This is a genomic window from Acinetobacter sp. 778_lipA, assembly GCF_058242985.1.
On record NZ_JBZAYT010000001.1, the window covers coordinates 773,161 to 794,787 of the forward strand.

The following is a 21,627-nucleotide window of genomic DNA, read 5'->3' on the forward strand; positions in this document are numbered from 1 at the left end:
AGGAATAATGTATGTCAAATGAATTAGAAATTATTGACTTAAAAGTTGGTGAAGGTAAAGAAGCAGTAAAAGGTGCTTTGATTACAACCCATTATACTGGCTGGTTGGAAGACGGAACCAAATTCGATTCTTCAATTGATCGCGGCAATTACTTTGAAACAGTGATTGGAACAGGGCGTGTAATCAAGGGCTGGGATCAAGGTATTATGGGAATGAAAGTGGGCGGTAAACGTAAATTGATCGTTCCTGCACACTTGGCTTATGGAGAGCGTAAAATGGGCAAAATTATTCCAGCAAATTCTAATCTGATTTTTGAAATTGAACTGTTTGATGTCAAAACGCGTGATTAAATCTGCTAAATGTCTGGATTGACTCAGCCATCACTCTTCAAACATAAAAATAGAGGTCAATTGATCTCTATTTTTTATGTTTAATGCAGCATCTATTGACTACACGATGTTGTACTAAAAATGTTGAGAGGGGCTTTTTGACTTCTGTATATTTTACTCAGATAAAATATAACCCGAATTCGACTTTATAAGTTTATTATTTATCTAATAGTGTGATTTTAAACACAATAGTTTTATTTTTTTGTTTATTATTTGCTCAATGCTTAACAATCATCTACAATACTTTTGTCTTAAAAGTGTTTAAATATCACAAATAAATAATTCTGCTCAGAGTTATTTTTTAAGGTTCGTTTCAGTTTTATTCTTTTAAATCATCGTTGTAAAACCTCTGGCTTAATTCGTCTTGAAAAAGGATTTTAGTATTTCATTATTGATGTACTACGGACGAATTCAGATTTAAAAACAATGATGATCGAGTATTTAAATATATGCTAAGCCGTTACTTTTCTCCTTCAGCGATGATATGCGTAACACTATTGTTTTCGTCCTTTTATAATAGTGCAATGGCAGAAGTAGACCAAGTTGCTACTGAAACTCCAATAGAGCACGAATTACCTAAAATTGATTTAAATACGCTGACTATTATTGGTTATCATGAAATTACGCCGAACCATGATGCAGTGATTCCAGATTATGCTGTCACCACGAAACAGTTTGAGCTGCATTTAGATTGGCTGCAAAAAAATGGCTATAATTTTGTCAATGTCGACCAAATTATTAAAGCCAACGAAGGTAAATATAAACTACCCACCAAACCTGTATTGTTGACTGTAGATGATGGTTATCAATCTTTTTATCAATATGCATATCCTGTCATTAAACAACGTAAAATTCCTGTTGTACTCGCTGTCGTTGGCTCATGGTTAGAACCTAAAGCCAATGAAATGGTTCAATTTGGTGATGAAAAATTAGCACGTAAAAAACTTTTGACTTGGGATGAACTTAAAACCATGCAAAAAAGTGGCTATGTAGAAATTGGTAGCCACAGTTATAATTTACATCGTGGTATTTTAGGCAATCCTCAGGGCAATTCTGAGCCTGCCGCCGTCACACGCGAATACGATCCAAAAAGTAAAACCTATGAATCTGATAAAGTCTATGCAGATCGTATTTTTAGTGATTTGAAAAAAAATAATAAATTATTGCAATCACATGGTTTAAAAGCACCACGTGTGATGGTGTGGCCATATGGTCGTTATAATATGGAAGCGGTTGCTTTGGCTAAAAAGGTGGGTATGCCCATCACCATTAGCTTAGATGATGGTCCAGACCATATTGAGAAATCGTTAGGCCATTTGAACCGCATTCTTGTCGAAGGCAATATGACTACGGATTCTCTAGCACAAGAAATCCAAAGTCGTCAGATGAATTTTACTGACAATAACCGTCCACAAAAAGTCATGCATGTGGATTTAGACTATATCTATGATCCAGATGAAGCGCAGCAAGAGAAAAACTTAGGACATCTGTTAGACCGTATTCGTGAAATGAATGTCACTACGGTATTCTTACAGGCATTCGCTGATCCAGATGCGAATGGGTCAGCTGATATGGTGTATTTCCCAAATCGTTATCTACCAATGCGTGCAGATTTGTTTAACCGTGTTGCATGGCAGATTCAAACTCGGACCCATGTGAGTCGTTTATATGCGTGGATGCCGTTATTGGCTTGGGACTTACCAACTTCAAATCCTGCGTCTAAAGATGTGGTGGTGACTCAGCAAGCCAAAGACAGTGATCATTTAAATATGGGATATCATCGTTTAAGTCCATATTCACCAGAAGCACGTAAAGTAATTGAAGGTTTATATCAGGATTTAGCAAAATCGACGACGTTTGATGGCATCTTGTTCCATGATGATGCAACACTTTCAGATTATGAAGATGCTAGTCCAGAAGCGATTAAAGCTTATCAAAAAATTGGTTTACCAGCGGATTTAGAAGAAATTCGTAATGATGATGCAAAATTGCAAAAATGGACTGATTTTAAAACCAAGACCATTGATAACTTTGCAATGGATTTAGCGCAAAAGGCGCGTTATTACCAACCATTCTTACTGACTGCACGTAACTTATATGCCCAAGTTGCACTTTCAGCATATTCGGAAAACTGGTATGGCCAGTCTTTAGAGCAATCGATTAAAAATTATGACTTTACTGCAATTATGGCAATGCCGTATATGGAACAGGCACCAGATGCAACTAAGTTTTATAAAGATTTAGTACAAAACGTGAAGAAACAACCAAATGGGATTAAAAAGACGATTTTTGAATTACAAGCAGTGAACTGGCGTAATAATCAAAAGATTCCAACATCAGAAATTGCTCAAACGATCCAGTCTTTATACCAACAAGGTGTGATGCATGTGGGGTACTACCCCGACGATCCAATTGAGGATCACCCAAATACTGCTGAAATGCGTAAAGTATTTGATTCTAAACCACAACGATTGGTTCCTTAAGGTCTGATATGAGCGCATTTCAACACCTGTGGCAATCAGTATTAAACTTTATCTTCTATTATCCATTATTTATGTCGTATTTATGGATGATAGGTGCTTTAATTTTCTATTGGAAAGAACGTAAAGAGCCCCCATATACTCAACCGCCAACATTGGAAGAATATCCTTTAGTTGCTGTGCTTGTGCCATGTTTCAATGAGCAAGATAATGCGGATGAGACCATTAGTCATGCATTAAAGTTGAATTATCCAAACTTTGAAGTCATTGCGATTAATGATGGGAGTTCTGACAATACCGCAGAAATCTTAAATGAGTTGGCTTTGAAGTATGACAAGCTGCGCGTCGTACACTTGGCTGAAAATCAGGGTAAAGCCATGGCTTTACAAGCAGGTAGTCTGCTTACCGATGCTGAATTTTTAATTGGTATTGATGGCGATGCGTTACTTGATCCATATGCTGCACAGTGGATGATTCGTCATTTTCTCAATAATCCTACAGTTGCAGCTGTGACAGGAAATCCACGTATTCGTACCCGTTCTACTTTACTTGGACGGATTCAAGTTGGTGAATTTTCATCAATTGTTGGTATGATTAAACGCGCACAACGTACTTTCGGGCGTTTATTTACAGTTTCTGGTGTAATTACTGCTTTTCGTAAAAGTGCTGTACATGAGGTAGGCTATTGGTCACCGAACATGTTAACAGAAGATATTGATATTACATGGAAATTACATCGTGCGGGTTGGGATGTAAAGTTTGAACCCAATGCCTTGGTGTGGATTTTAATGCCAGAAACCTTTGATGGTCTATGGAAGCAGCGCTTACGTTGGGCCATGGGTGGCGCTCAAGTTTTAATTAAGAATTTTGATGTATTATTTAAACCGAAACTTAATTTTCTATGGCCTTTGATTATTGAGCTGATCCTCACCTTAGTTTGGTCATATTTAATGCTGATTATGGTGATTTTCTGGATTTTGCATTTGGTGTTACCTTATGCGGGATTCCCTGCAATGAGTTCTCCATTATTACCTATGGGAACAGGTATTTTACTCGGTACAACTTGTTTACTGCAGTTCGCAATCAGTAAGTGGATGGATAGTCGTTACGAATCGAGTTTAGTGAAAAACTATTATTGGATGATTTGGTATCCCTTTGTATTTTGGTTGATTACAGTAACGGCAAGTATTGTTGCATTTCCAAAAGTTCTTTTACGTGGAGAAAGTAAAAGGGCACGTTGGGTCAGTCCCGATCGTGGTATGCGACATGATGACTAAGATGTTAGTCAAAATAAGTTTTGAGATACGAATATGAAAACAAATTCTTTGATTATTGATTTACGTAAGCAGTTACCGTGGCATCGTCGTTATTTCTCCACGACAATGACGGCAATGCTATGGGCATTTTGGTTGTTGCTTTGGAGACCTATTGTTATCTTGGTGGGATATCTTTCACTTGAGAAACCACAACTAGTACATTACTTTTTTAATGCTTTTGCAAAAGCATTAGAAAGCGGATTGTTTGCGTTGATTGCTTGTGCAATTTCTTTGTGGCTATGGAGTAACTTTGTTCCAGCAAAGACCAAAAAGGAAGCAGAAGCTAAATCTACACAAGAATATGCTGATCATTTCAATTTGGATATGGATGATCTTTTACATTCTCGTCAGCAAAAAATCGCTACAGTTCATCATGATGCTGATGGTCGAATCACATATATTGACTAATGGTTTAGTCGGCAAAAGTCCCACAGGTTGGGGCTTTTGTTTTCAAAGGGAAACTTAGATGTCCGCAAAAATAAACTCGGCAGAAAGTATTCGAGGTTTAGCTTGTTTAGCTGTCGTATTTTCTCATCTTGCAATGAGTTTTTTTCCATATTTACATCATTTTGATCCCAATGAGAAAACAGACTTGGCTTGGGTGTATGCCATACATCATTTGCCTTTTGGTTTTCTCTACTCAGGTGATGCGGCTGTTTTTGTATTCTTTGTCTTAAGTGGCTTTGTACTCAGTTATGCGATCTTAAAAAGCCCTCAAAAATTTCATGCAAAAATTAACAATATGATGATTAAACGCTATCCACGTTTAATGATCCCAGCGCTGACTTCATGCGTCATCATTTGGTTGGTCTTTAAAGTCATTCATATTGATAGTAGTCATGTGGGTGCTTGGTTACATGCATTTACGATACAAGATTTTAGTTTTAAACATGCATTATATGAAGGAACTATTGGTGCATTTTTATTCTCGGAAAGTGATATAAACTGGGTGTTATGGACGATGACGATTGAGCTTATGGGCTCATTTGCATTATTTTTTCTACTCTATTTGTATCATTATAAACATAGTGCCTTTTGGCTAGGTTCACTTTTAATTCCTTGTTTTGCATTTCTTTGGCGTGGGCAAGGTTTCAGCTTTGGGATTTCCAGCTTTATTATTGGTATCTATATCTATCTGTATGCCAAACCACTTTCGAATGTTGTAGCCATTTCTATGTTATTGATTGGCCTATATTTAGCGGGTGCACATAATACCAGCGCAGCCTATAGCTGGGTGCATCATATTTTAGGGGAGAATACTTATGATTATAGTAATTTCATTGCTGGGATTTTAATTGTTTACAGTGTTTTGATGAGTCCATTATTGTCTAAAGGCTTAGACCACCCGATTTTAGTCTGGTTAGGAAAGTTATCTTTTTCCATTTATCTATTACATCTAATGATGTTGTATTTAATCTGTATTCCGCTATTTAACTTATTTTTAAGTTGGCATTGGAGTTATTCTTTCGCTGTAATCTGCTCAGGATTAACTGCGATTGCAGTCACTTTGATTGCTGCAAATTTTTATAGTGATTATGTCGATCAGTTCGCTATTAAGGTCAGTAATAAAATTGCCGACAAGGTTTTAAATTAGTACTTCAAGACTCGGATACAATTTGCAAATATTGTTTACAATTTAAGATGTATTGAGTTGTTTTTTAGACATTAAAAAATTGATAAATATCGTGATTTAATCAAGTATGGGCGACTCATTTTTAGCATGGATCGCTTATATGCATCTGTTCAAATCCATTGTTATTTCATTGATTGCAATGAGTCTTCAATTTGCTCAAGCAGCACCATTAAATGCTCAGCAAGCACTGACCGATGCACCGCCAATGAGTTTATTTGAATCGTGGAATACACCCATTGAGCCCTTTAAAATTTTTAATCATGTCTATTATGTTGGTACTGAAAATTTATCTTCAGTACTGTTTGATACGGGTGATGGTTTGGTTTTAATTGATAGTGGGATTGATCAATCGGCAGTGCAGATTAAAGCCAATATTGAAAAATTAGGTTTTAAAATTACAGATGTAAAATATCTACTCAATAGTCATGCCCGTTTAGATCAAGCTGGTGGTTTTGCTAAGTTAAAACAATGGAGTGGTGCTCAATTGGTCGCAAGTGCTGCAAATGCCGAAATGCTAGAAAATGGGGGCGTGACTGATTTTGCTCTAGGTAAGCAATTGCCTTTTCCTTCTGTAGCTGTAGATATCATCATTAAAGATGGGCAACAATTAAAGCTCGGTCGTCAAATCTTTACAGCACATGCGACGCCCGGCCATTTACCAGGCGCAACCTCTTGGACGACAGATATCCGTTACTACTTTAAAAACTATAAAGTCATCTATGCCGACAGTTTATTTACTGGCGGTTATTATTTGGTAAACAATATCAACTATCCAAATCTAGTTTCAGACATACGACATACATTTAAAACTTTGGATGCAATCCATGCAGATATTTTCCTTGCCAATAAAGCTGATCGTTTCTATATGAAGCAGAAATTAGCCAAATTGAATATGGGTAATAAAAAAGCATTTATTGATCAGACGGGTTTACAAAATTATGTAGCAAAGGGGAGAGTTGAATTTGAACAAGAATTACAACAGCAACAACGCTTAGCGCAGTTTAAAACATTGCAATAATTAATTTAAAATAAAACATGCTTTATGTATTATATGGCGTGTTTTATTTTAAATATTGCTATAATTCAGGTAAAACTGATCATTTATTTTGAATGATATATAACAGATAAAGGCTTATACTAAAATATTGAAAATACAATATTTCAAACAGTTATTATTCATTTGTAGTGTCGTGCTCACTTCATCTATATATGCACAAGAATTTCAACAACTCAATACTCAAACCAAGCTTGCAAAACAATGCCATAAAGATGACGAAGACATATTTTCACCTCAAAACTATCAATTGGGCTCGATAAAAGTCGTATTAAAAACTTATTCCTGTATTGGTAAAAAGCAAGTTCGAGAGCAATATTTTTCAGCGTATGGGATACAGCTGGGTGCTAAAAAATCATTATATTTAGTCGATCAACTGGCGGATGCAAGTGGTTATGTTAGTGTTAAATTAGAGCAAGTAGATGCAGATACCATTGTGTTTGACAGTATGTATGAACGTGGCGGCGATTTAGTGATTATGTAGATGCAAGATTTACAAAATATCTATCATGTGAAAGTTCATTATATGGCTTCAGATGAAGGCGCGGTAAAGTTGTATAGTAAAAATAATCAGATTTTATTCAAAAAATTGATTTAAAAGCGCTTAAAGATGATCAGCCGATATATGAAAATATAGGAAAACCCATAATATTCAAAAAGGTGCCAGGCAAAGGGATCGTATTTGCTTCAGGTGATCTAAAAGCATTACAAAATTAAAATAAGAGATCTAGTTTATCGATATAGAGAAAACAATTGTTACGTTTAAGCTGGGTATCTCTAGTGAGATAGTTATACAATTTATAGGGTAAACTATTAAAAAAACAATCAAAATACTCAGCTTTAAACTTAGCTCATGAGTCTGAACTGGGGCGTATTATATGCTTGAGATTACGCTATGTTGAAATTTATCCTAGTCGTGTTATTTTTGATCACGTTATATGTGTTATGGCGATGGGTTGCTAAACAAAAAATTAATGCAGCTTTTGAAGAACAACGACAAGCGTTATCTGAATTGGTTCAGAATCCTCAAGAAGAGCATGATCTACCCGAAAAAACCAAACTGATTAAACAGATGATTGCAGAAGAGCGACAAAAGGCGGGTTTAACCCAAGTAAAAGAGGCATTAAGCGCTACAGTTCAAGTAGAGCAGCAGAGTTTAGTCGAAGACCAATATGCACTCGCCAAGCAGATCACTGATGAAGACCAACGTTTATTTGATTCAGCTGCGCAACTTTTTTTTGAACAAGCTTTACAGACCAAAGACTTTTCTCAAGCAGGGCATATTCAACATGATGTACTCAGTAAAATGCCTATGAATACACAAAGTCAGATTGGTTCTTTTGATTTTGGTGAATGGTCTATTTTTTGGAGCTATCATGAACAATCACTTGAATACTATGTCGGACGTTATGGGGTATTCTATGCTCATGTTGATCATCAAGGTATAGAACATAAAGCCGAATTTAAAGATCGTTATTGATTTTCTATTAGGCTGCTTAACTCTTTTAGTCGAAATATTGTGGAATTGATTTCACAATCTAAATGTGCAAATCCCAAAGCGCCATAAGTAAGACTTCCCGTAAGTTCATTACATTGAGCATCACGATAATTAAGCCAAGCCTTTTGTGATTTTTCCAGTAATAACTTGTTGTTATCATCGTATTGCAGATAAATGCGTTGATATAACTCAGGGTCTGTTGGCATTTCATAAACGGCTTGCGTTGTAGGTTAAAATTGAGCAGGCAAGGCATGAAACGAAGAGAATAGCGAGACTATTTTCGAGTTTCATAACGTAGGCTGTGATAATTTTAGCCACAACCCTTCGGGACTAACGTGTTTTTTGCCGCTACGTCGTTACGAACTATTCATTTAGAATGACTAAATTTCATATTTCGTGCCTAGTATCGCCTAAAAAACACTCGTAGTCGCAAACGTAGACGAATTGTCAACAGACCCTATCATTTTCGCTTTATCTGTTTTTAATTGCTGTTGCATACATTGATAAGCTTGTTGTTGATCTTGTTGATTACATTGCGCATGAGCTGTATTGAATAGGCTTATAAAAAGCAAAGCTAAAAAACTATATTTGATCTTTTTTATCATTTAATTTTCACCAAGAAGTTGCAAATCAGTCGAGTATTATATAGAGAGTAGTTGAGAAATTCGTTGCTTCACTTGATTTAAATAGAACAGGTCATCGTTCAGTCGATACATTAAAATAGCACCCTCATAATCGGCCACGCTTATTTTTGCCAAAATTTGTGCATCGGTTTGATTCATTTTTTGTTGAAATAATTGATACAAGGCATTTTGCCAATCTTGGAAAATTTCACGGATTTTTTCCAAGACTTCTAAAGAAATATGGCTGGCCTCTAAGGACAGCATCCCAACTAAACAGCCTTTTATTTCATAACTAAAAAAATGAACAGCTTTATCATGGATGATTTGAAATTGTTGATTTGCATCCACTACAGCAAAATCTTCGAGTTTAAACAACGATTGATTTAAATAAAGATGAGTGTGCGCTAAGATCTGCATCAATAAGGCTTGTTTGTTGGGATAATAATAATAAAACGATGCTTTACTGAGTCCACATGCTTTTGCCAACATCTCCATACTTGTCCCTGCATAACCATGTGCTTTAAATTGCAAAGCACAGGTATTTAACATGTGTTCAGGTGTAAGTTTTTGTGGGCGCATAGATGACCTTGCTGCTTATGGGCTTAAAATTAATTGTGGATGAATGTCTCAAAAATATTTAACATTTTATCCCAAATTGGCTCTGAACCTTGACGAAAATATCCCATATGTCCAATCTGTTTTAAACCAAACTCATCAGCTGATATGTTGATATAGTGCATGGGCGCATTTTTATAATGTTGCATAAAAGCATAACGAGAATTTGGCAATGCCCAATCATCATCTAAAGCAGCTACTGCATAAATTGGCGTTTTAATTTGGGCATATTGCTCATGCAAATTTTTTTGCTCAGGATCTGCAAAAAAATAAGTGGGATTTTTACACCATCTACGCCATTGTTGATAGACCCCTTTAGGTAAATCTGCACCCATATTGAGTTTACTCCAAGGCAAGTAACCTGTAATCGCCACCATAGGTGGAAAGATAATATTCCAAACTACCTGAACTTTAATTTTTTCTTTCAATGGCATATAGCCATGCCAGCCAGCACCTGTGCCAAAACAATACATTGCGCTTACTTTGGTATGATTCGGTGTTAGCCCTAAAGCTTGTCCACCGTAAGAATGTCCAACTAAAAATAGGGGCATGTCTTGTTTAAAACTGTAGTCAATTGCACCTGCTAAATCTAATTTTCCCCAATCGAGGTATGACATTTTAAAACCTTTTAATTGCCGTGGAGCAGAGTTGGCCACCCCACGATAATCAAAAGTGAGTACCTGATAGCCCAATTGTGCAGCATATTCAGAGAAGCGGCGATAAAATGCTTGAGGGACTCCTGTTGCACTGGAAACAACAATTTTTGCTTTGATTGTATTGACTGGCGTGTAAAGTATGCCAGCCAATATATAACCATCCAGTGCCTTAAAACTAATGGCCTGACTGGTAAAACTATTGCCATTCAAGTGTTGGACCTCAGTTGAGTACTTTAAATTTTGCATGATTGTTCCCACAGTTATTAGATTATCGCCGTATATCGCTATGATTGGTTTACTTACCTTTAAACTGTGGTGCTCGACGTTCAATCATTGCTCTTACACCTTCTTGCGCATCCTCAGAGGCAAGTAAAGGGCTAAGTAGATTTTGTAGGTTTGCAAATGCGACTTCAGGACTTTGTAAAAAGGCTTGATGAGCCGAATGCAGTGCCGCTTTGACGGCAAGTGGTGCAGCATTGGCAATACGTTCAGCCAATTCTATGGCACGCGTTAACTGTTGGTTATCCTCAACAACTTCAGTCACTAAATTCATTTCATAGGCTGTTTGTGCATAAAATAAATCACCAGTTAACACATATTTCATAGCTTTTACCCAGCCAGCAGCTTGGATGAAACGTACCGTTGCACCACCAAAAGGTAAAATACCGCGCTGTACCTCAATTTGGGTAAATTGAGTATTTTTGTTGGCAATAACAATGTCAGAATTCAACATTAATTCTATACCAGCGGTATAACAATAACCCTGTACCGCGGTTACCAATGGCTTTGTTCTTTGACGCCCAACTGTTCCCCAAGGGTTCACAATATCATTGCTAAAATTAAAAACACCATCGGCTAATTTTGGTTGTAACTCAACCAAGTCCAATCCTGCAGTAAAATGATCCCCATGGGCAAAGACCACCGCACAGCGTAGTTCTGGATTATTTTCATATTCAGTTAAAGCCAGTGATAGGTCGTGAATCATATGACTATCAAAAGCATTGCGTTTATCTGCACGGTCTAGGCCAACTAAAAAAATATGACCACGGATTTCACGACTGACTTTTCCTTGTAGATTTGACATTTGTTATTCTCTCATTGGTTGTTTTATAAGTTTTTAAACGATCGTTAGAAAACTGTCAATGATTTTAGAGTGACTAAACCGTTTACATCGGTATAGCCTATTTAAGGCGTTGAAGGATCGCTGCATTGTGTATGTTATTTGGCGCTTTGGGGGGAGTACCTATAGTTTTTATAAGAAATTTAACTAGACATAAAAATCTGCTCATAAGCTTAAATGCCTAGCTAAATTTATCACTAGGCATTTAATTTAAAGAGATTTAAACCTGAAGGATTACTTTTTAAACTTGGTTAAAAGCTTTTGGATCGGCAATTTATCACTTGCATACCCATAAATTGCAGCAAAAGGTAAGGCTGTGCGAGCAAGATAGGCGACACGCCATAAACCACCATGATTGGCACCCTCCATCATCAATTCTAATGGATGTCCCATCTTAGTTTCTGGATTTGCAACAGACTTCGGATTTCTTAAGTCATGGATCCAAAGCGCTGCCATAATTGAATTGGTTGTTTCAGGGCGGAATGCTTCTACATCAAACAAACTTGCACCGTTAAACGCTGCTTTAAGCAAAGGATTCTTGGTGACCGAATGTGTCGTCGTGGATGGTGCAATATTGATACTGACATGTTGCCCTTGATGTCGTGCTAAAGTTGCACGCCACTGTTGAATGCGTTTTGCCAAGGCATAATTAGGGCCTTGTTCAACCACAAGACAATCAGCAATCCCATAGAATTTACCATTGTCAGAGGCAATCAGTTGTTGATCATTGTGCTTAAAGAATTGCTTTAAGGAAAGGGTTGCAATCCCTTTGCTGAATACAGTTTCAAATTTTGATCTATGTTTGAACTTTTTGTTTGAACCTTCAATCACTTCTTCAGGTACTGCATAGACATCTGTAGGCGTACACATATACATCAGTGATGAATCATTCTTGTGTTCACTGACATGACTCATAATCGTGTCCATTGCCATCGACACACGCACATGTTTTTCACCATCCAAATAAGCAATTGAGGCCAAATCTAACTTGTGTGGATTATCACAAAGCCATTGTGTAATTTCTGGAATTTGGGTCAGTAAATTTGCCCCAAGTTTGCTTTTTAATTCTTCAATATTATGGGTGTTGACGATTTTTTGAAAACTAGGTGCGTACAGTGTGGCATTGCCATTTTCAATGGTTTTAAGAATTCTCTCCCAAACGCGTTCATTGGGTAGATCAACGGCAACAATATTGGCTTTCCATTTTGATAACCATGTTAATGGGCCTGCCTCTGAAGCTGCGCCAAATAAAACTAAGGTACGATCCGATAAATCAAACCATTCAGGATGTGCAATCACGTTTCTTAGTGCGTCTGCATGACTTGCTTCAATAATGCCAGTATCTTGCCACTTTTGAATTTGCTGATATAACGCTTCGCCTTGTAGTTTTTGCCCGTGATAGGGTACAAACCATTCAACTTCAGCATCTGAATGACCTTTAAAACTAACGCTTTGAATCTTATCTAATACTGGAACTGTACCAATATCTTTTAAAGAATAGCGTTGTCCATCTCTAAAGAAATCAAAGCTATGTTGGGCTTTGTGCAAGCCTTGTTTGGCAATAGTGATGGCGTTATGACTTGAACGAATGCCATGTTCGACCAATGCCTTAAAATAAACTGGATAATTTTTACGCCAGTTTTTTTCATCTAAAGCTTGCTGTGCGCTGAGATGATCAACCAAGGAAAGTGCTTCTGCAATGATTTCTTTACCGACTTGCGAGCTGCTACTTTTTTGAGTCTTTGGATGAACTGGAAACTGTAAACCATCAATTGAACTGGACATGCAAAATATCTCGTTTTATTTCATCATTAATATACAGATGTATACATTATCCATGCCATATTCAATATTTGGGTGGCATTTTCTGACAAAATTTAGATAAATTGGTCGTATAAATTAAATAAATCAGTGCTGAAAACATCTAAAATTAAGCTTATTATTTCATTTATAAAAAGTTTCATTGGTGTAATTTTGTGCGTTTTAAAACGCAATTTATTGATAAGCTAAAATGTAGTAAATATCAATTTGTGTATGATTTATATTCATTTATTACACACATATTTTATTTTAAAATTTGCATAGATTATATTTTTTACATCTTTTTAAGTTAATTCCGACAATTTTAGTTGATTTTCACTCATTCAGCCTCATCTTCAGTTAAAATACCGACTTCAGCTTGAGGATAGAGTTATGTCGACTGAGAACACCAATACTGCGGTTGCAGAAGAAATTCCAAATTTATTGATTACTCCCAATGCGCAAGAGTATTTAAAAGATCTTTTGGAGAAGCAAAATACTCCAGGAATTGGCGTTCGTGTATTTGTTGAAAATCCAGGTACTCCACGTGCTGAATGTTGTATGGCATATAGTGCACCTGATGAAATTGCTCCAACAGATTACAAACAAGATTATCCTGATTTCCCTGCATTTATTGATACACCGTCGATTCCATATCTGAAAGATGCTGTAATTGATTACAACAAAGACCGTTTTGGTGGGCAGCTTACTTTCCGTGCACCTAACTCGAAAGTACCACGTGTTGGTCCAGATGCGTCTATGGAAGAACGAATTACTTATATTCTTCAGGCAGAGATCAATCCTGGATTGGCAGGGCATGGCGGAAACTGCGCACTGGTAGAAGTGGTTGAAGATGAAGAACATGGTTTAACTGCGGTATTAAAATTCGGTGGTGGCTGTCAAGGCTGTTCTGCGATCGATGTAACGTTAAAACAAGGTGTAGAAACTACGCTTAAAGAGCATATTCCTGAACTAGGTCGTGTGGTCGATCAGACTGATCACAGTCAAGCAGAAGGTGCTTATTTCAAATAGTCTGTATATCAATGTAGATATTTTACTGTTGTTCAAAACCTCCGGATTTCGGAGGTTTTTTTATGGTTGTCACATAGCTAAATTTTATTTTTGTATTTTTAAATATTGATAAGCTTAAATGAATCTTAAAAAATAGAATAAAAACTTAAAGATATACTCATAAACGTCCAAATATTAACCGAATGGTTAATAAAAATGAGAATAGTTATTAATATTGTTTATAATGCTGTGGTGTTTTATTACACATTGTATCTAAATCTTCATTGTCTATTCATTGCTGAGCCTCTTTGGAATACCTTATGTCTACTAACCGTATCATCCAATCTGCGTTATCTCTCTCCATTATCACCGTTATGATGGGTACTGCCTATGCAGCAGATTCACAAGAACCTTCTAATAAAACTAATTCTCAGTTTACAGAGTCAACTAAATTAGAAACAATTGTTGTGACAGCAAGTGGTTTTGAGCAAGAGGTGAAACAAGCTGCCGCATCTATTTCTGTATTGACTCAAGAAGACATTAATAAAAAAGCGTATAGAGATATAACTGATGCACTCAAAGACGTTCCTGGGGTTGTCGTAACAGGTGGTGGCAGTTCAAGTGATATCAGTATTCGTGGTATGGGAAGTGCTTATACGGTTTTTTTGATTGATGGTAAAAAGGTCAATACACGTTCAGTTCGACCAAATAGTGATAACTCGGGTATTGAGCAAGGTTGGATGCCCAGTATTGAAAGTATTGAACGTATTGAAGTGATCCGTGGCCCGATGTCTGGTTTATATGGTTCAGATGCCATGGGCGGTGTGATTAATATTATTACCAAAAAAGTCGCAGATACTTGGACAAGTTCGGTTAAGTTAGATACGACACTACAAGAAAATAGAGATTCTGGGGATATCCATCAAACAAATCTGTATGTTTCTGGTCCTTTAATCCGTAATTTACTTGGTTTAAAGGCGAATGGAACATTCTCACAACGCAATGAAGATGACATCATTGGTGGCTATAATAAGCAACGTATACGTGCAGGTGGCGCAACACTGAGTTTGACGCCAAGTACTGAGCATACCATTGACCTCGAATATCAGCGATCAATTCAAAACCGTGATCAAACTGTAGGTAAAACAATTGCAAATGTACCAGGGCGAAATGGTAAGCTCCCAACAGACTCATATACAGATTATTATCGTACCGAATATAGTTTGACTCATCGTGGTGAAATTGGCGATTTAAAGACACATTCTTATATTCAACGTGAGGAAAATGAAAATCCATCACGTAGCATGGAAGCAATCAATACAACATTTAATACTTTGAACCAAATCAATCTGGGTTCCCATGCTTTAAGCTTTGGGGGAAGTTATTTAAAAGAAGAGCTTGAGGATTTTGGCAATCAGTTAGTCATTGGTGGCTCAAAATTAACCAATTTAGACCGCTATAGCTGGGCATTATTTGCTGAGGATGCGTGGAATATTGTAGAGCCATTCACGGTAACGGCTTCATTACGCTATGACAAAGATGAAAATTTTGGTGATCATTTTAGCCCGAAAGTCTATGGTGTTTGGACCTTAAATGATAATTGGATTGTCAAAGGTGGGGTATCAACAGGTTATAAAACTCCGGCCTTACGTGCCACTGTTGCAGGGTGGGGACAAGCAACAGGTGGTGGTCAGTCGAGTGGTATGATTGTAGGTAATCCAGATTTAAAACCAGAAACAAGTATTAATTATGAAGCATCAATTAACTGGGATAATAATGACAATCTAGATGCAGGTTTTACCGTATTTAATAGTGAATTTAAAGATAAAATTACTGAAATTCGTACCTGTCAAGGAGACTCTGGAACTATGGGATGTTCTTGGTTAGGTCAAAACTTTGACTTTGTCAGTCAACGTATTAATGTCGATAAAGCAAATATGCGTGGTATAGAGGCAACTCTGGGTTGGGCAATCACGCCAGATGTTCGTTGGGCAACAAATTATACATTTACAGATACCGAACAAAAGAGTGGTGCATTTAAAGGTAAGCCATTAAATGAAATGCCGAAACATATGTTTAATACCACATTAGATTGGCAAACAAATGATCAAGTTGGGATGTGGAGCCGCTTAAATGTAAGAAGTAAAACTTCTGACTATTTAAGTCGCACATCTATGGGGGATGGTAGACCAGCGTATGCAATGATTGATGTTGGTCTAAACTATAAACCTTCTAATGCCTTACAGTTTAATGCTGGTATTTATAACTTATTTGATAAAAGCATAGATACAGCGACTTATAATTATGTACTGGATGGCCGCCGTTACAATTTGGGTTTAATTTATAAGTTCTAAAGCTAGATTAAATTGCATTAAATCTGTTTAGTTATGAAAAAGGCGCTTTATACGCCTTTTTCAATATTTAGAATCTTTAAAGTTTCATCGGAATAATAAAATTTTTCCAAATAGATCCGTGCACGACTTTTTAAGTGTTGAGAAGCAAGCATCTGTTGAATAACAGGTTCAAGTAACTGTTGTAATTGATTTTGAATCAATGCTTCATCAATGTTGATATCACTTAAAATTAAATCAAAAGGTCGCTCTTCATTACGTACATACCAAGTCAGTACACCATCATGTACTTGTTTCTTTAAATAATCTGTTTGGCGAATATGTTCCCATATCTCATGCCCCATACCCACAGTTTTAGGTAAGTCGTTAATTTCAACATAATTACGCAATACAGCAATCGGTACTTTTTTAATTTTATGCCATAAATTGGCTTGAAAATGATAAAGTTTATTGTCATCAAATTGTTGATTAATGACTTGTTCACTCAACTGGCTAATTTTAATAATATTTTTTTGCAGATAATGCTTAACCGTATCATCTAAATTAGTGTCGGTAACCGATTCTAAAACTGATTTCCCCATCTTCATAAAACGTCCCACCCCCGGGACTTTTTTATTCATGACCGAATTATCAATATAATCTTGGATAGAGTGATGAATCAGTTGGGTTAACATACTTGAAAAGGCTGGATTATTGACAACACGTTTGATCAAGGCTTGACGATGACGTGATTTACTTGCGACATATTGGGCAATTTTATCAATTGTGGTGACTGGAATAATATCTTCAATTAAGGTTTCATCGTTACTTGGATGAATCAATGCAAAACGAATATGTTCAGCGATTTGCTCAATGAGAAAGTTATTTGCAGGCGTTGCTAAAATTTGCTTTAACAATAAATCATGGATTTGTGCAAAAGACCAAATTTGTTTTAAAGGCTGTTTTCTAAACCAGTGATAAAATTCAGTAAACTCAATTTTAATCGTATCTATCTGTGAAAACTCTTGGTCTAAAAAGCCAAGTTGGGCTTCGATCAATTGTTCAATAAGTTGATTTTTCATTTTTTGAGCTCAATTTGTCCATGTGTTTGATCAGACAATGGATTTTGCAAGGGCTGTACCTTATTTAAAAAGCTTAAATACTGATCTGCAACTCGTTCAGGTGCTTCGAGTAGGGGCATGTGTCCAACATGTTTTAGAATAATCGGTGTTTCAGCACGTTTTAATACCGACTTTAATTCATTTGCAACATCTGCATTTACAATCTGATCTTGTTCACCCCAAAGAATCATGGTTGGTGCCTCAATGTTTTTTAACATTGTGGTAAAGGTTGCAGGGGTATATAGTCGATTGAGGGCATCAATTTGATTGATAATTTTGGCAGTGTCTTGAGATTTAGCAATAAATAACTTTTCTTGTTCATCTTTAATTACACGGGCAGTAAAAGGTGGATTAAACATCACCTTTTTCATTACAAAATCCAAATCGCCTTTTTGGGTGATCAATAACTGTTTTAGATAGATAGGATTTCTTAGATAATTGGTGTTTGTCGACTTAAAAATACCGCCAGTACTCATCAAGAATAAGCTTTTAGTATCAAAAGGGTACTGTGAAGCATAAAACATTGCAATGGTTCCACCCAATGAGTGTCCTGCAATATTTAAATTATCTTGAATATGTGCGGCTTCAATAAAGCGTCTAAGTTGCTCTGTTACATTCGGCACAGATAAATCAAAATTGGCTGTGACTTGGGTAGTTCCAGCAGAAGGTAAGTCTGGAATAATGACATGATAATAAGGGGTTAATGACTGCGCAATATCATTCCATGTATCACGGCTGCTGGCTAAGCCATGAATCAGTAAAACAGTAGGTTTATCTTTAGACCCACCTTCACTATAAGACCAAATAACATCACCTACACGCAATGTTTTAGAACTTAAGCCTGCCCAAGCACGTTCTTCTTGTACAATTTTTAAATAATCCACATATTCTGGTGTACTAGCGGTTGCATTGTGGCTAGTTAAAAACAATACACCGATCGCAGTCAAACTTAACAATATGCTGTTTAAAAAATGAAGAGTTTTTTTATGGGACAGTTCAGACATGCATAGGGTTCCGAGTAAAAGACTAGGCATTATATAAAGTAAAAATATTATTCATGATCATAATTTTTTCAACATTTGCCGAGAAAGTCTTATTTGTAAGTTTTTTGCCATACTTTAAGCTTCTAACTCACCTAATATAAAGATTATTTTGTAGTTTGGTTAAATAATTTTATTGAAAATGTGAGTTATGTCTACATATTGTTTAAGTTTTGGTAGATAAACCATGCATAACAAAAATTGTAACAGAGTTTATTTTTAGTCAGTGACTTTCAAATTTTACGGCATTAAAATAATGCAAATCTCCACACAATGGAACGAAGACATGCTAACCGCTCAAGAAGCTTTAGAACGATTAAAACAGGGTAATGAACGTTTTGCACATGGTGAAACAAATCTGACTAAATTTTTGACGCATCAGCAACGATCTGAAATGATGGACAATCAAGAGCCATTTGCAATTATTTTAGGCTGTTCGGATTCACGTGTCCCAGCAGAAATGGTTTTTGACCAAGGTTTTGGCGATTTATTTGTGATTCGTGTTGCAGGTAATATTGTTGCGCCATCGCAAGTGGGGAGTGTGGAATTTGCCGCAGATAGTTTTGGTTGTCCATTGGTTGTTGTTTTAGGGCATAGCCATTGTGGTGCGATTCATTCAACGATTGAAGCACTTAAGAATCCCAACACACCTCCTTCTGCAAATCTCATGTCAATTGTGAATCGTGTACGTCCGTCAGTTGAAATTTTAATGCAAACTGAATTGAAAGATGATTTAGAAAAGTTATCTATGCATGCAGTGAAATCAAATGTTTTTGCCTCTGTTAATCAATTGCGCCATGGTTCAGCTGTTTTAGAAAACTTAATTGCAAAAGGTAAATTGAAAGTCGTTGGTGCTGAATATTCTCTAGAAACAGGTGAAGTTTCTTTTTATGATTTTTAAAAATTTAAATTTCTAAGATAAAAAATCCCACTTAGAGTGGGATTTTTTATCAGTATAGATTCTTAGAATCTATAACCCATTTTTAAACCATAAGCGATTGCATTGTTATCTTTAAATTCTGCAACATAGGCATCACTACCTGCTTGAGCACCCGTTTGTGCTTTAGCATCGCCTAACCAGAAGTATTTAACACCACCAGCAATGAAAGTCGCAGGTGTAGGGCTATATTGAACACCTAAACCTACATTCCAATAACCTTCTGTTGGGCCTAAAGTTGAAACTGGGTTACCAGCACCTGAGTCCCAACCCACTGAGACATTACCTGCCCATTGGTCATTAATTTTACGACCGAGACCAGCTGTCACTGTATATTGATCATCAGAATATTCAACGAGGTTAAATCCGTTTGGACGACCAACAATTGGACCAACTGCTTCAGAAACTTGACCAAACTTTAATGGGCGGATTGAAAAGTCTTTCCAGTTCACCCAACGAAGATTTGCAAATGCAACTGTATTTGCCATGATCCCTGATTGTAAATCAATGTTGACCGACTGTGGTGTCGTAATTGTCGTTTTACCATTTGAAGCGGCAATTGCTTGTGCAGCAGCAGCTCCGCTATCACCGAGTAATGCTAATGCTCCAAGCGTAGGAATCGATTCATTAATATTGACATCATGATCGATTTCAGAGCGGTAAGTTACCGATGCTTTTAAGGCAATATCTGGAATTTGATAAGCAGCACCTGCTAACCAACCCACACCGCCAGTTTCTTTGATGTTAGCATCATAGCCATTGTATAAACTATATGCTTGACCACGAAGGCTTACATTTCCTTTAATGGTTTGGTATACACCACCACCAAAGAAGTTCAAGTTAGCTATAGGTTGAAAACCAAAAATCATTGAAATATTTTGGGTGTCAACTTTAACTTCAGTACTGCCTTTACCCAGTGTACTATTAGCCCCTGCAATACCTTTATCTACAGCTTGTGTTACGCCTGTTGTGATCAAAGCCATTGCATTTGCATTTCCTCGAATTTGCGTTGCAATTTGATCAATTACAGCTTGAGGTGGTGTTGGAGAACCAGTCATCGCAATTGCTTGCTGTGTTGCTCGGTCAACAACTTGTGAATTTACATTTTTAGCAATAGTACTAGCACGAAGCGCTGTCAATCTATCTTGAGGTAATACCGTATCGCCATTAGAAGAGACAAATGCATTTTCACCAGAGTATTTTGCATCCGCGCCAAATGGTTGGTCATACAATAGACCGAATGATACTTGATCAGTGAGTTGTAATTTAATAGCGGCAGATGGAAAGTAATAATCCCCACCCATATCATCAATTTCACGATATGGTTTAGGTGTATCGCCAGCTTCTCGGCCTTCAACAGTCGGGTCTAAAACTGAAATACCAGCTTCAAAATAATTATTAGGTTGAAGGAATGCCGAAATAGATTGGCCTGAGCGATCCATTGCTGCGGCAAAAACACCAGTCATTGGCAAACTTGCAGCAATTATCGCGATTGATAAATTTTTTAATTTCATTTTAATTTTTCCCTAATATAATAAAATGAATACTTTGAAGTACTTAAGTTTTGAATGAGAAATAATTTTGATACTTAAATAATCAACTCAAAGTTACTTCTATTTACAAAATAGCATATAAAAAATAAGAGTAAATACTCTAGAGGGTGAATTAGTAAAAAAAAAATGAACTATGTAGTTTTTTTTGATTTGCGAGAATATAGAAAAATATATAAAGATGTGATTATTTAGAGGAATATTACAAATTTATAGATATAAAACAATAAAATTTAGATATTTAAGTAATTGACAGATTGAGTGAAATTTAAACAATTAATTGGGGTGAAATATAAATTTATCAGGTTATATAAATCGCTTTACATTAAATTTTTATAAAAAAGAGACCTTCACTTCTTGCTTTTTCGATAGTGCGCCCTGCGGGACTTGAACCCACGTCTGTCACTTAGGAGGCAACTGCTCTATCCAGTTAAGCTAAGGGCACAATAAGTCA

At 36.4% G+C, this 21,627-nt stretch carries 19 protein-coding genes and 1 tRNA gene; 11 read left to right on the top strand and 9 right to left on the bottom strand.

The annotated features are described in order from the left end of the window. Positions 1-11: 11 nt before the first annotated feature. From AC4CUY_RS03610 to AC4CUY_RS03645, 8 genes are all read left to right on the top strand, one after another. Positions 12-350 (top strand): FKBP-type peptidyl-prolyl cis-trans isomerase, encoded by a 339-nt coding sequence (locus tag AC4CUY_RS03610; protein WP_004722677.1) that lies wholly within the window; start codon positions 12-14, stop codon positions 348-350. A 488-nt stretch (positions 351-838) separates the two neighbouring features. Further along, positions 839-2,872, top strand: a complete 2,034-nt coding sequence (gene pgaB, locus AC4CUY_RS03615) for a poly-beta-1,6-N-acetyl-D-glucosamine N-deacetylase PgaB (protein WP_490773676.1) — start codon at positions 839-841, stop codon at positions 2,870-2,872. Between the two features lie 8 nt (positions 2,873-2,880). Further along, a complete protein-coding gene (gene pgaC / locus AC4CUY_RS03620) occupies positions 2,881-4,146 on the top strand; it encodes a poly-beta-1,6-N-acetyl-D-glucosamine synthase (RefSeq protein WP_336952860.1) in 1,266 nt (421 codons plus the stop codon). A 33-nt stretch (positions 4,147-4,179) separates the two neighbouring features. Continuing rightward, positions 4,180-4,593 (top strand): poly-beta-1,6-N-acetyl-D-glucosamine biosynthesis protein PgaD, encoded by a 414-nt coding sequence (gene pgaD / locus AC4CUY_RS03625; RefSeq protein WP_336952859.1) that lies wholly within the window; start codon positions 4,180-4,182, stop codon positions 4,591-4,593. 58 nt (positions 4,594-4,651) lie between these two features. Beyond that, on the top strand, positions 4,652-5,779 hold the full coding sequence (locus AC4CUY_RS03630) for an acyltransferase family protein (RefSeq protein ID WP_419361183.1): 1,128 nt from the start codon (positions 4,652-4,654) through the stop codon (positions 5,777-5,779). Positions 5,780-5,918: 139 nt separating this feature from the next. Beyond that, the gene (locus AC4CUY_RS03635) at positions 5,919-6,836 is read left to right on the top strand and encodes an HARLDQ motif MBL-fold protein (protein ID WP_419361180.1); all 918 of its coding nucleotides are present in this window, start codon (positions 5,919-5,921) and stop codon (positions 6,834-6,836) included. A gap of 172 nt (positions 6,837-7,008) precedes the next feature. Continuing rightward, positions 7,009-7,356: a hypothetical protein gene (locus tag AC4CUY_RS03640; RefSeq protein ID WP_336952853.1), complete on the top strand. Its 348-nt coding sequence runs from the start codon at positions 7,009-7,011 to the stop codon at positions 7,354-7,356. Positions 7,357-7,767: 411 nt separating this feature from the next. After that, positions 7,768-8,352, top strand: a complete 585-nt coding sequence (locus AC4CUY_RS03645; RefSeq protein WP_336952851.1) for a hypothetical protein — start codon at positions 7,768-7,770, stop codon at positions 8,350-8,352. Here AC4CUY_RS03645 and AC4CUY_RS03650 read toward each other — a convergent pair. From AC4CUY_RS03650 to AC4CUY_RS03670, 5 genes are all read right to left on the bottom strand, one after another. After that, positions 8,346-8,576, bottom strand: a complete 231-nt coding sequence (locus AC4CUY_RS03650) for a lysozyme inhibitor LprI family protein (RefSeq protein ID WP_490773677.1) — start codon at positions 8,574-8,576, stop codon at positions 8,346-8,348. The two genes, AC4CUY_RS03645 and AC4CUY_RS03650, sit on opposite strands and share 7 nt — an antisense overlap. Positions 8,577-9,011: 435 nt before the next feature. Then, on the bottom strand, positions 9,012-9,572 hold the full coding sequence (locus AC4CUY_RS03655; protein WP_336952847.1) for a TetR/AcrR family transcriptional regulator: 561 nt from the start codon (positions 9,570-9,572) through the stop codon (positions 9,012-9,014). Between the two features lie 29 nt (positions 9,573-9,601). After that, positions 9,602-10,510 (bottom strand): alpha/beta hydrolase family protein, encoded by a 909-nt coding sequence (locus AC4CUY_RS03660; protein ID WP_419361177.1) that lies wholly within the window; start codon positions 10,508-10,510, stop codon positions 9,602-9,604. 49 nt (positions 10,511-10,559) lie between these two features. Beyond that, positions 10,560-11,348: a crotonase/enoyl-CoA hydratase family protein gene (locus AC4CUY_RS03665; RefSeq protein WP_419361175.1), complete on the bottom strand. Its 789-nt coding sequence runs from the start codon at positions 11,346-11,348 to the stop codon at positions 10,560-10,562. Positions 11,349-11,618: 270 nt separating this feature from the next. Next, entirely contained in the window at positions 11,619-13,169 is a 1,551-nt protein-coding gene (locus tag AC4CUY_RS03670) for a hypothetical protein (protein ID WP_490773678.1), read from the bottom strand. 408 nt (positions 13,170-13,577) lie between these two features. On the opposite strand from AC4CUY_RS03670, the gene nfuA reads away from it, so the two are divergent. Together nfuA and AC4CUY_RS03680 are read left to right on the top strand one after the other, a co-directional pair. Next, positions 13,578-14,216 (top strand): Fe-S biogenesis protein NfuA, encoded by a 639-nt coding sequence (gene nfuA, locus AC4CUY_RS03675; protein WP_004819478.1) that lies wholly within the window; start codon positions 13,578-13,580, stop codon positions 14,214-14,216. A 299-nt stretch (positions 14,217-14,515) separates the two neighbouring features. Further along, positions 14,516-16,549, top strand: a complete 2,034-nt coding sequence (locus AC4CUY_RS03680) for a ligand-gated channel protein (RefSeq protein WP_490773679.1) — start codon at positions 14,516-14,518, stop codon at positions 16,547-16,549. 47 nt (positions 16,550-16,596) lie between these two features. Here AC4CUY_RS03680 and AC4CUY_RS03685 read toward each other — a convergent pair whose 3' ends face one another. Beyond that, positions 16,597-17,607: a hypothetical protein gene (locus AC4CUY_RS03685; protein ID WP_336952837.1), complete on the bottom strand. Its 1,011-nt coding sequence runs from the start codon at positions 17,605-17,607 to the stop codon at positions 16,597-16,599. Beyond that, positions 17,604-18,650 (bottom strand): alpha/beta fold hydrolase, encoded by a 1,047-nt coding sequence (locus tag AC4CUY_RS03690; RefSeq protein ID WP_490773680.1) that lies wholly within the window; start codon positions 18,648-18,650, stop codon positions 17,604-17,606. The genes AC4CUY_RS03685 and AC4CUY_RS03690 overlap by 4 nt, the downstream gene beginning before the upstream one ends. 322 nt (positions 18,651-18,972) lie before the next feature. On the opposite strand from AC4CUY_RS03690, the gene AC4CUY_RS03695 reads away from it, so the two are divergent. After that, positions 18,973-19,587 carry a carbonic anhydrase gene (locus tag AC4CUY_RS03695; RefSeq protein WP_336952987.1) on the top strand — a complete coding sequence of 205 codons (615 nt, stop codon included), beginning with the start codon at positions 18,973-18,975 and terminating at the stop codon, positions 19,585-19,587. Positions 19,588-19,649: 62 nt separating this feature from the next. On the opposite strand, the gene AC4CUY_RS03700 is transcribed toward AC4CUY_RS03695, so the two are convergent. Next, positions 19,650-21,137 (bottom strand): long-chain fatty acid transporter, encoded by a 1,488-nt coding sequence (locus AC4CUY_RS03700; RefSeq protein WP_336952833.1) that lies wholly within the window; start codon positions 21,135-21,137, stop codon positions 19,650-19,652. Between the two features lie 408 nt (positions 21,138-21,545). Then, positions 21,546-21,618, bottom strand: a tRNA-Arg gene (locus AC4CUY_RS03705). Positions 21,619-21,627: the final 9 nt, after the last annotated feature.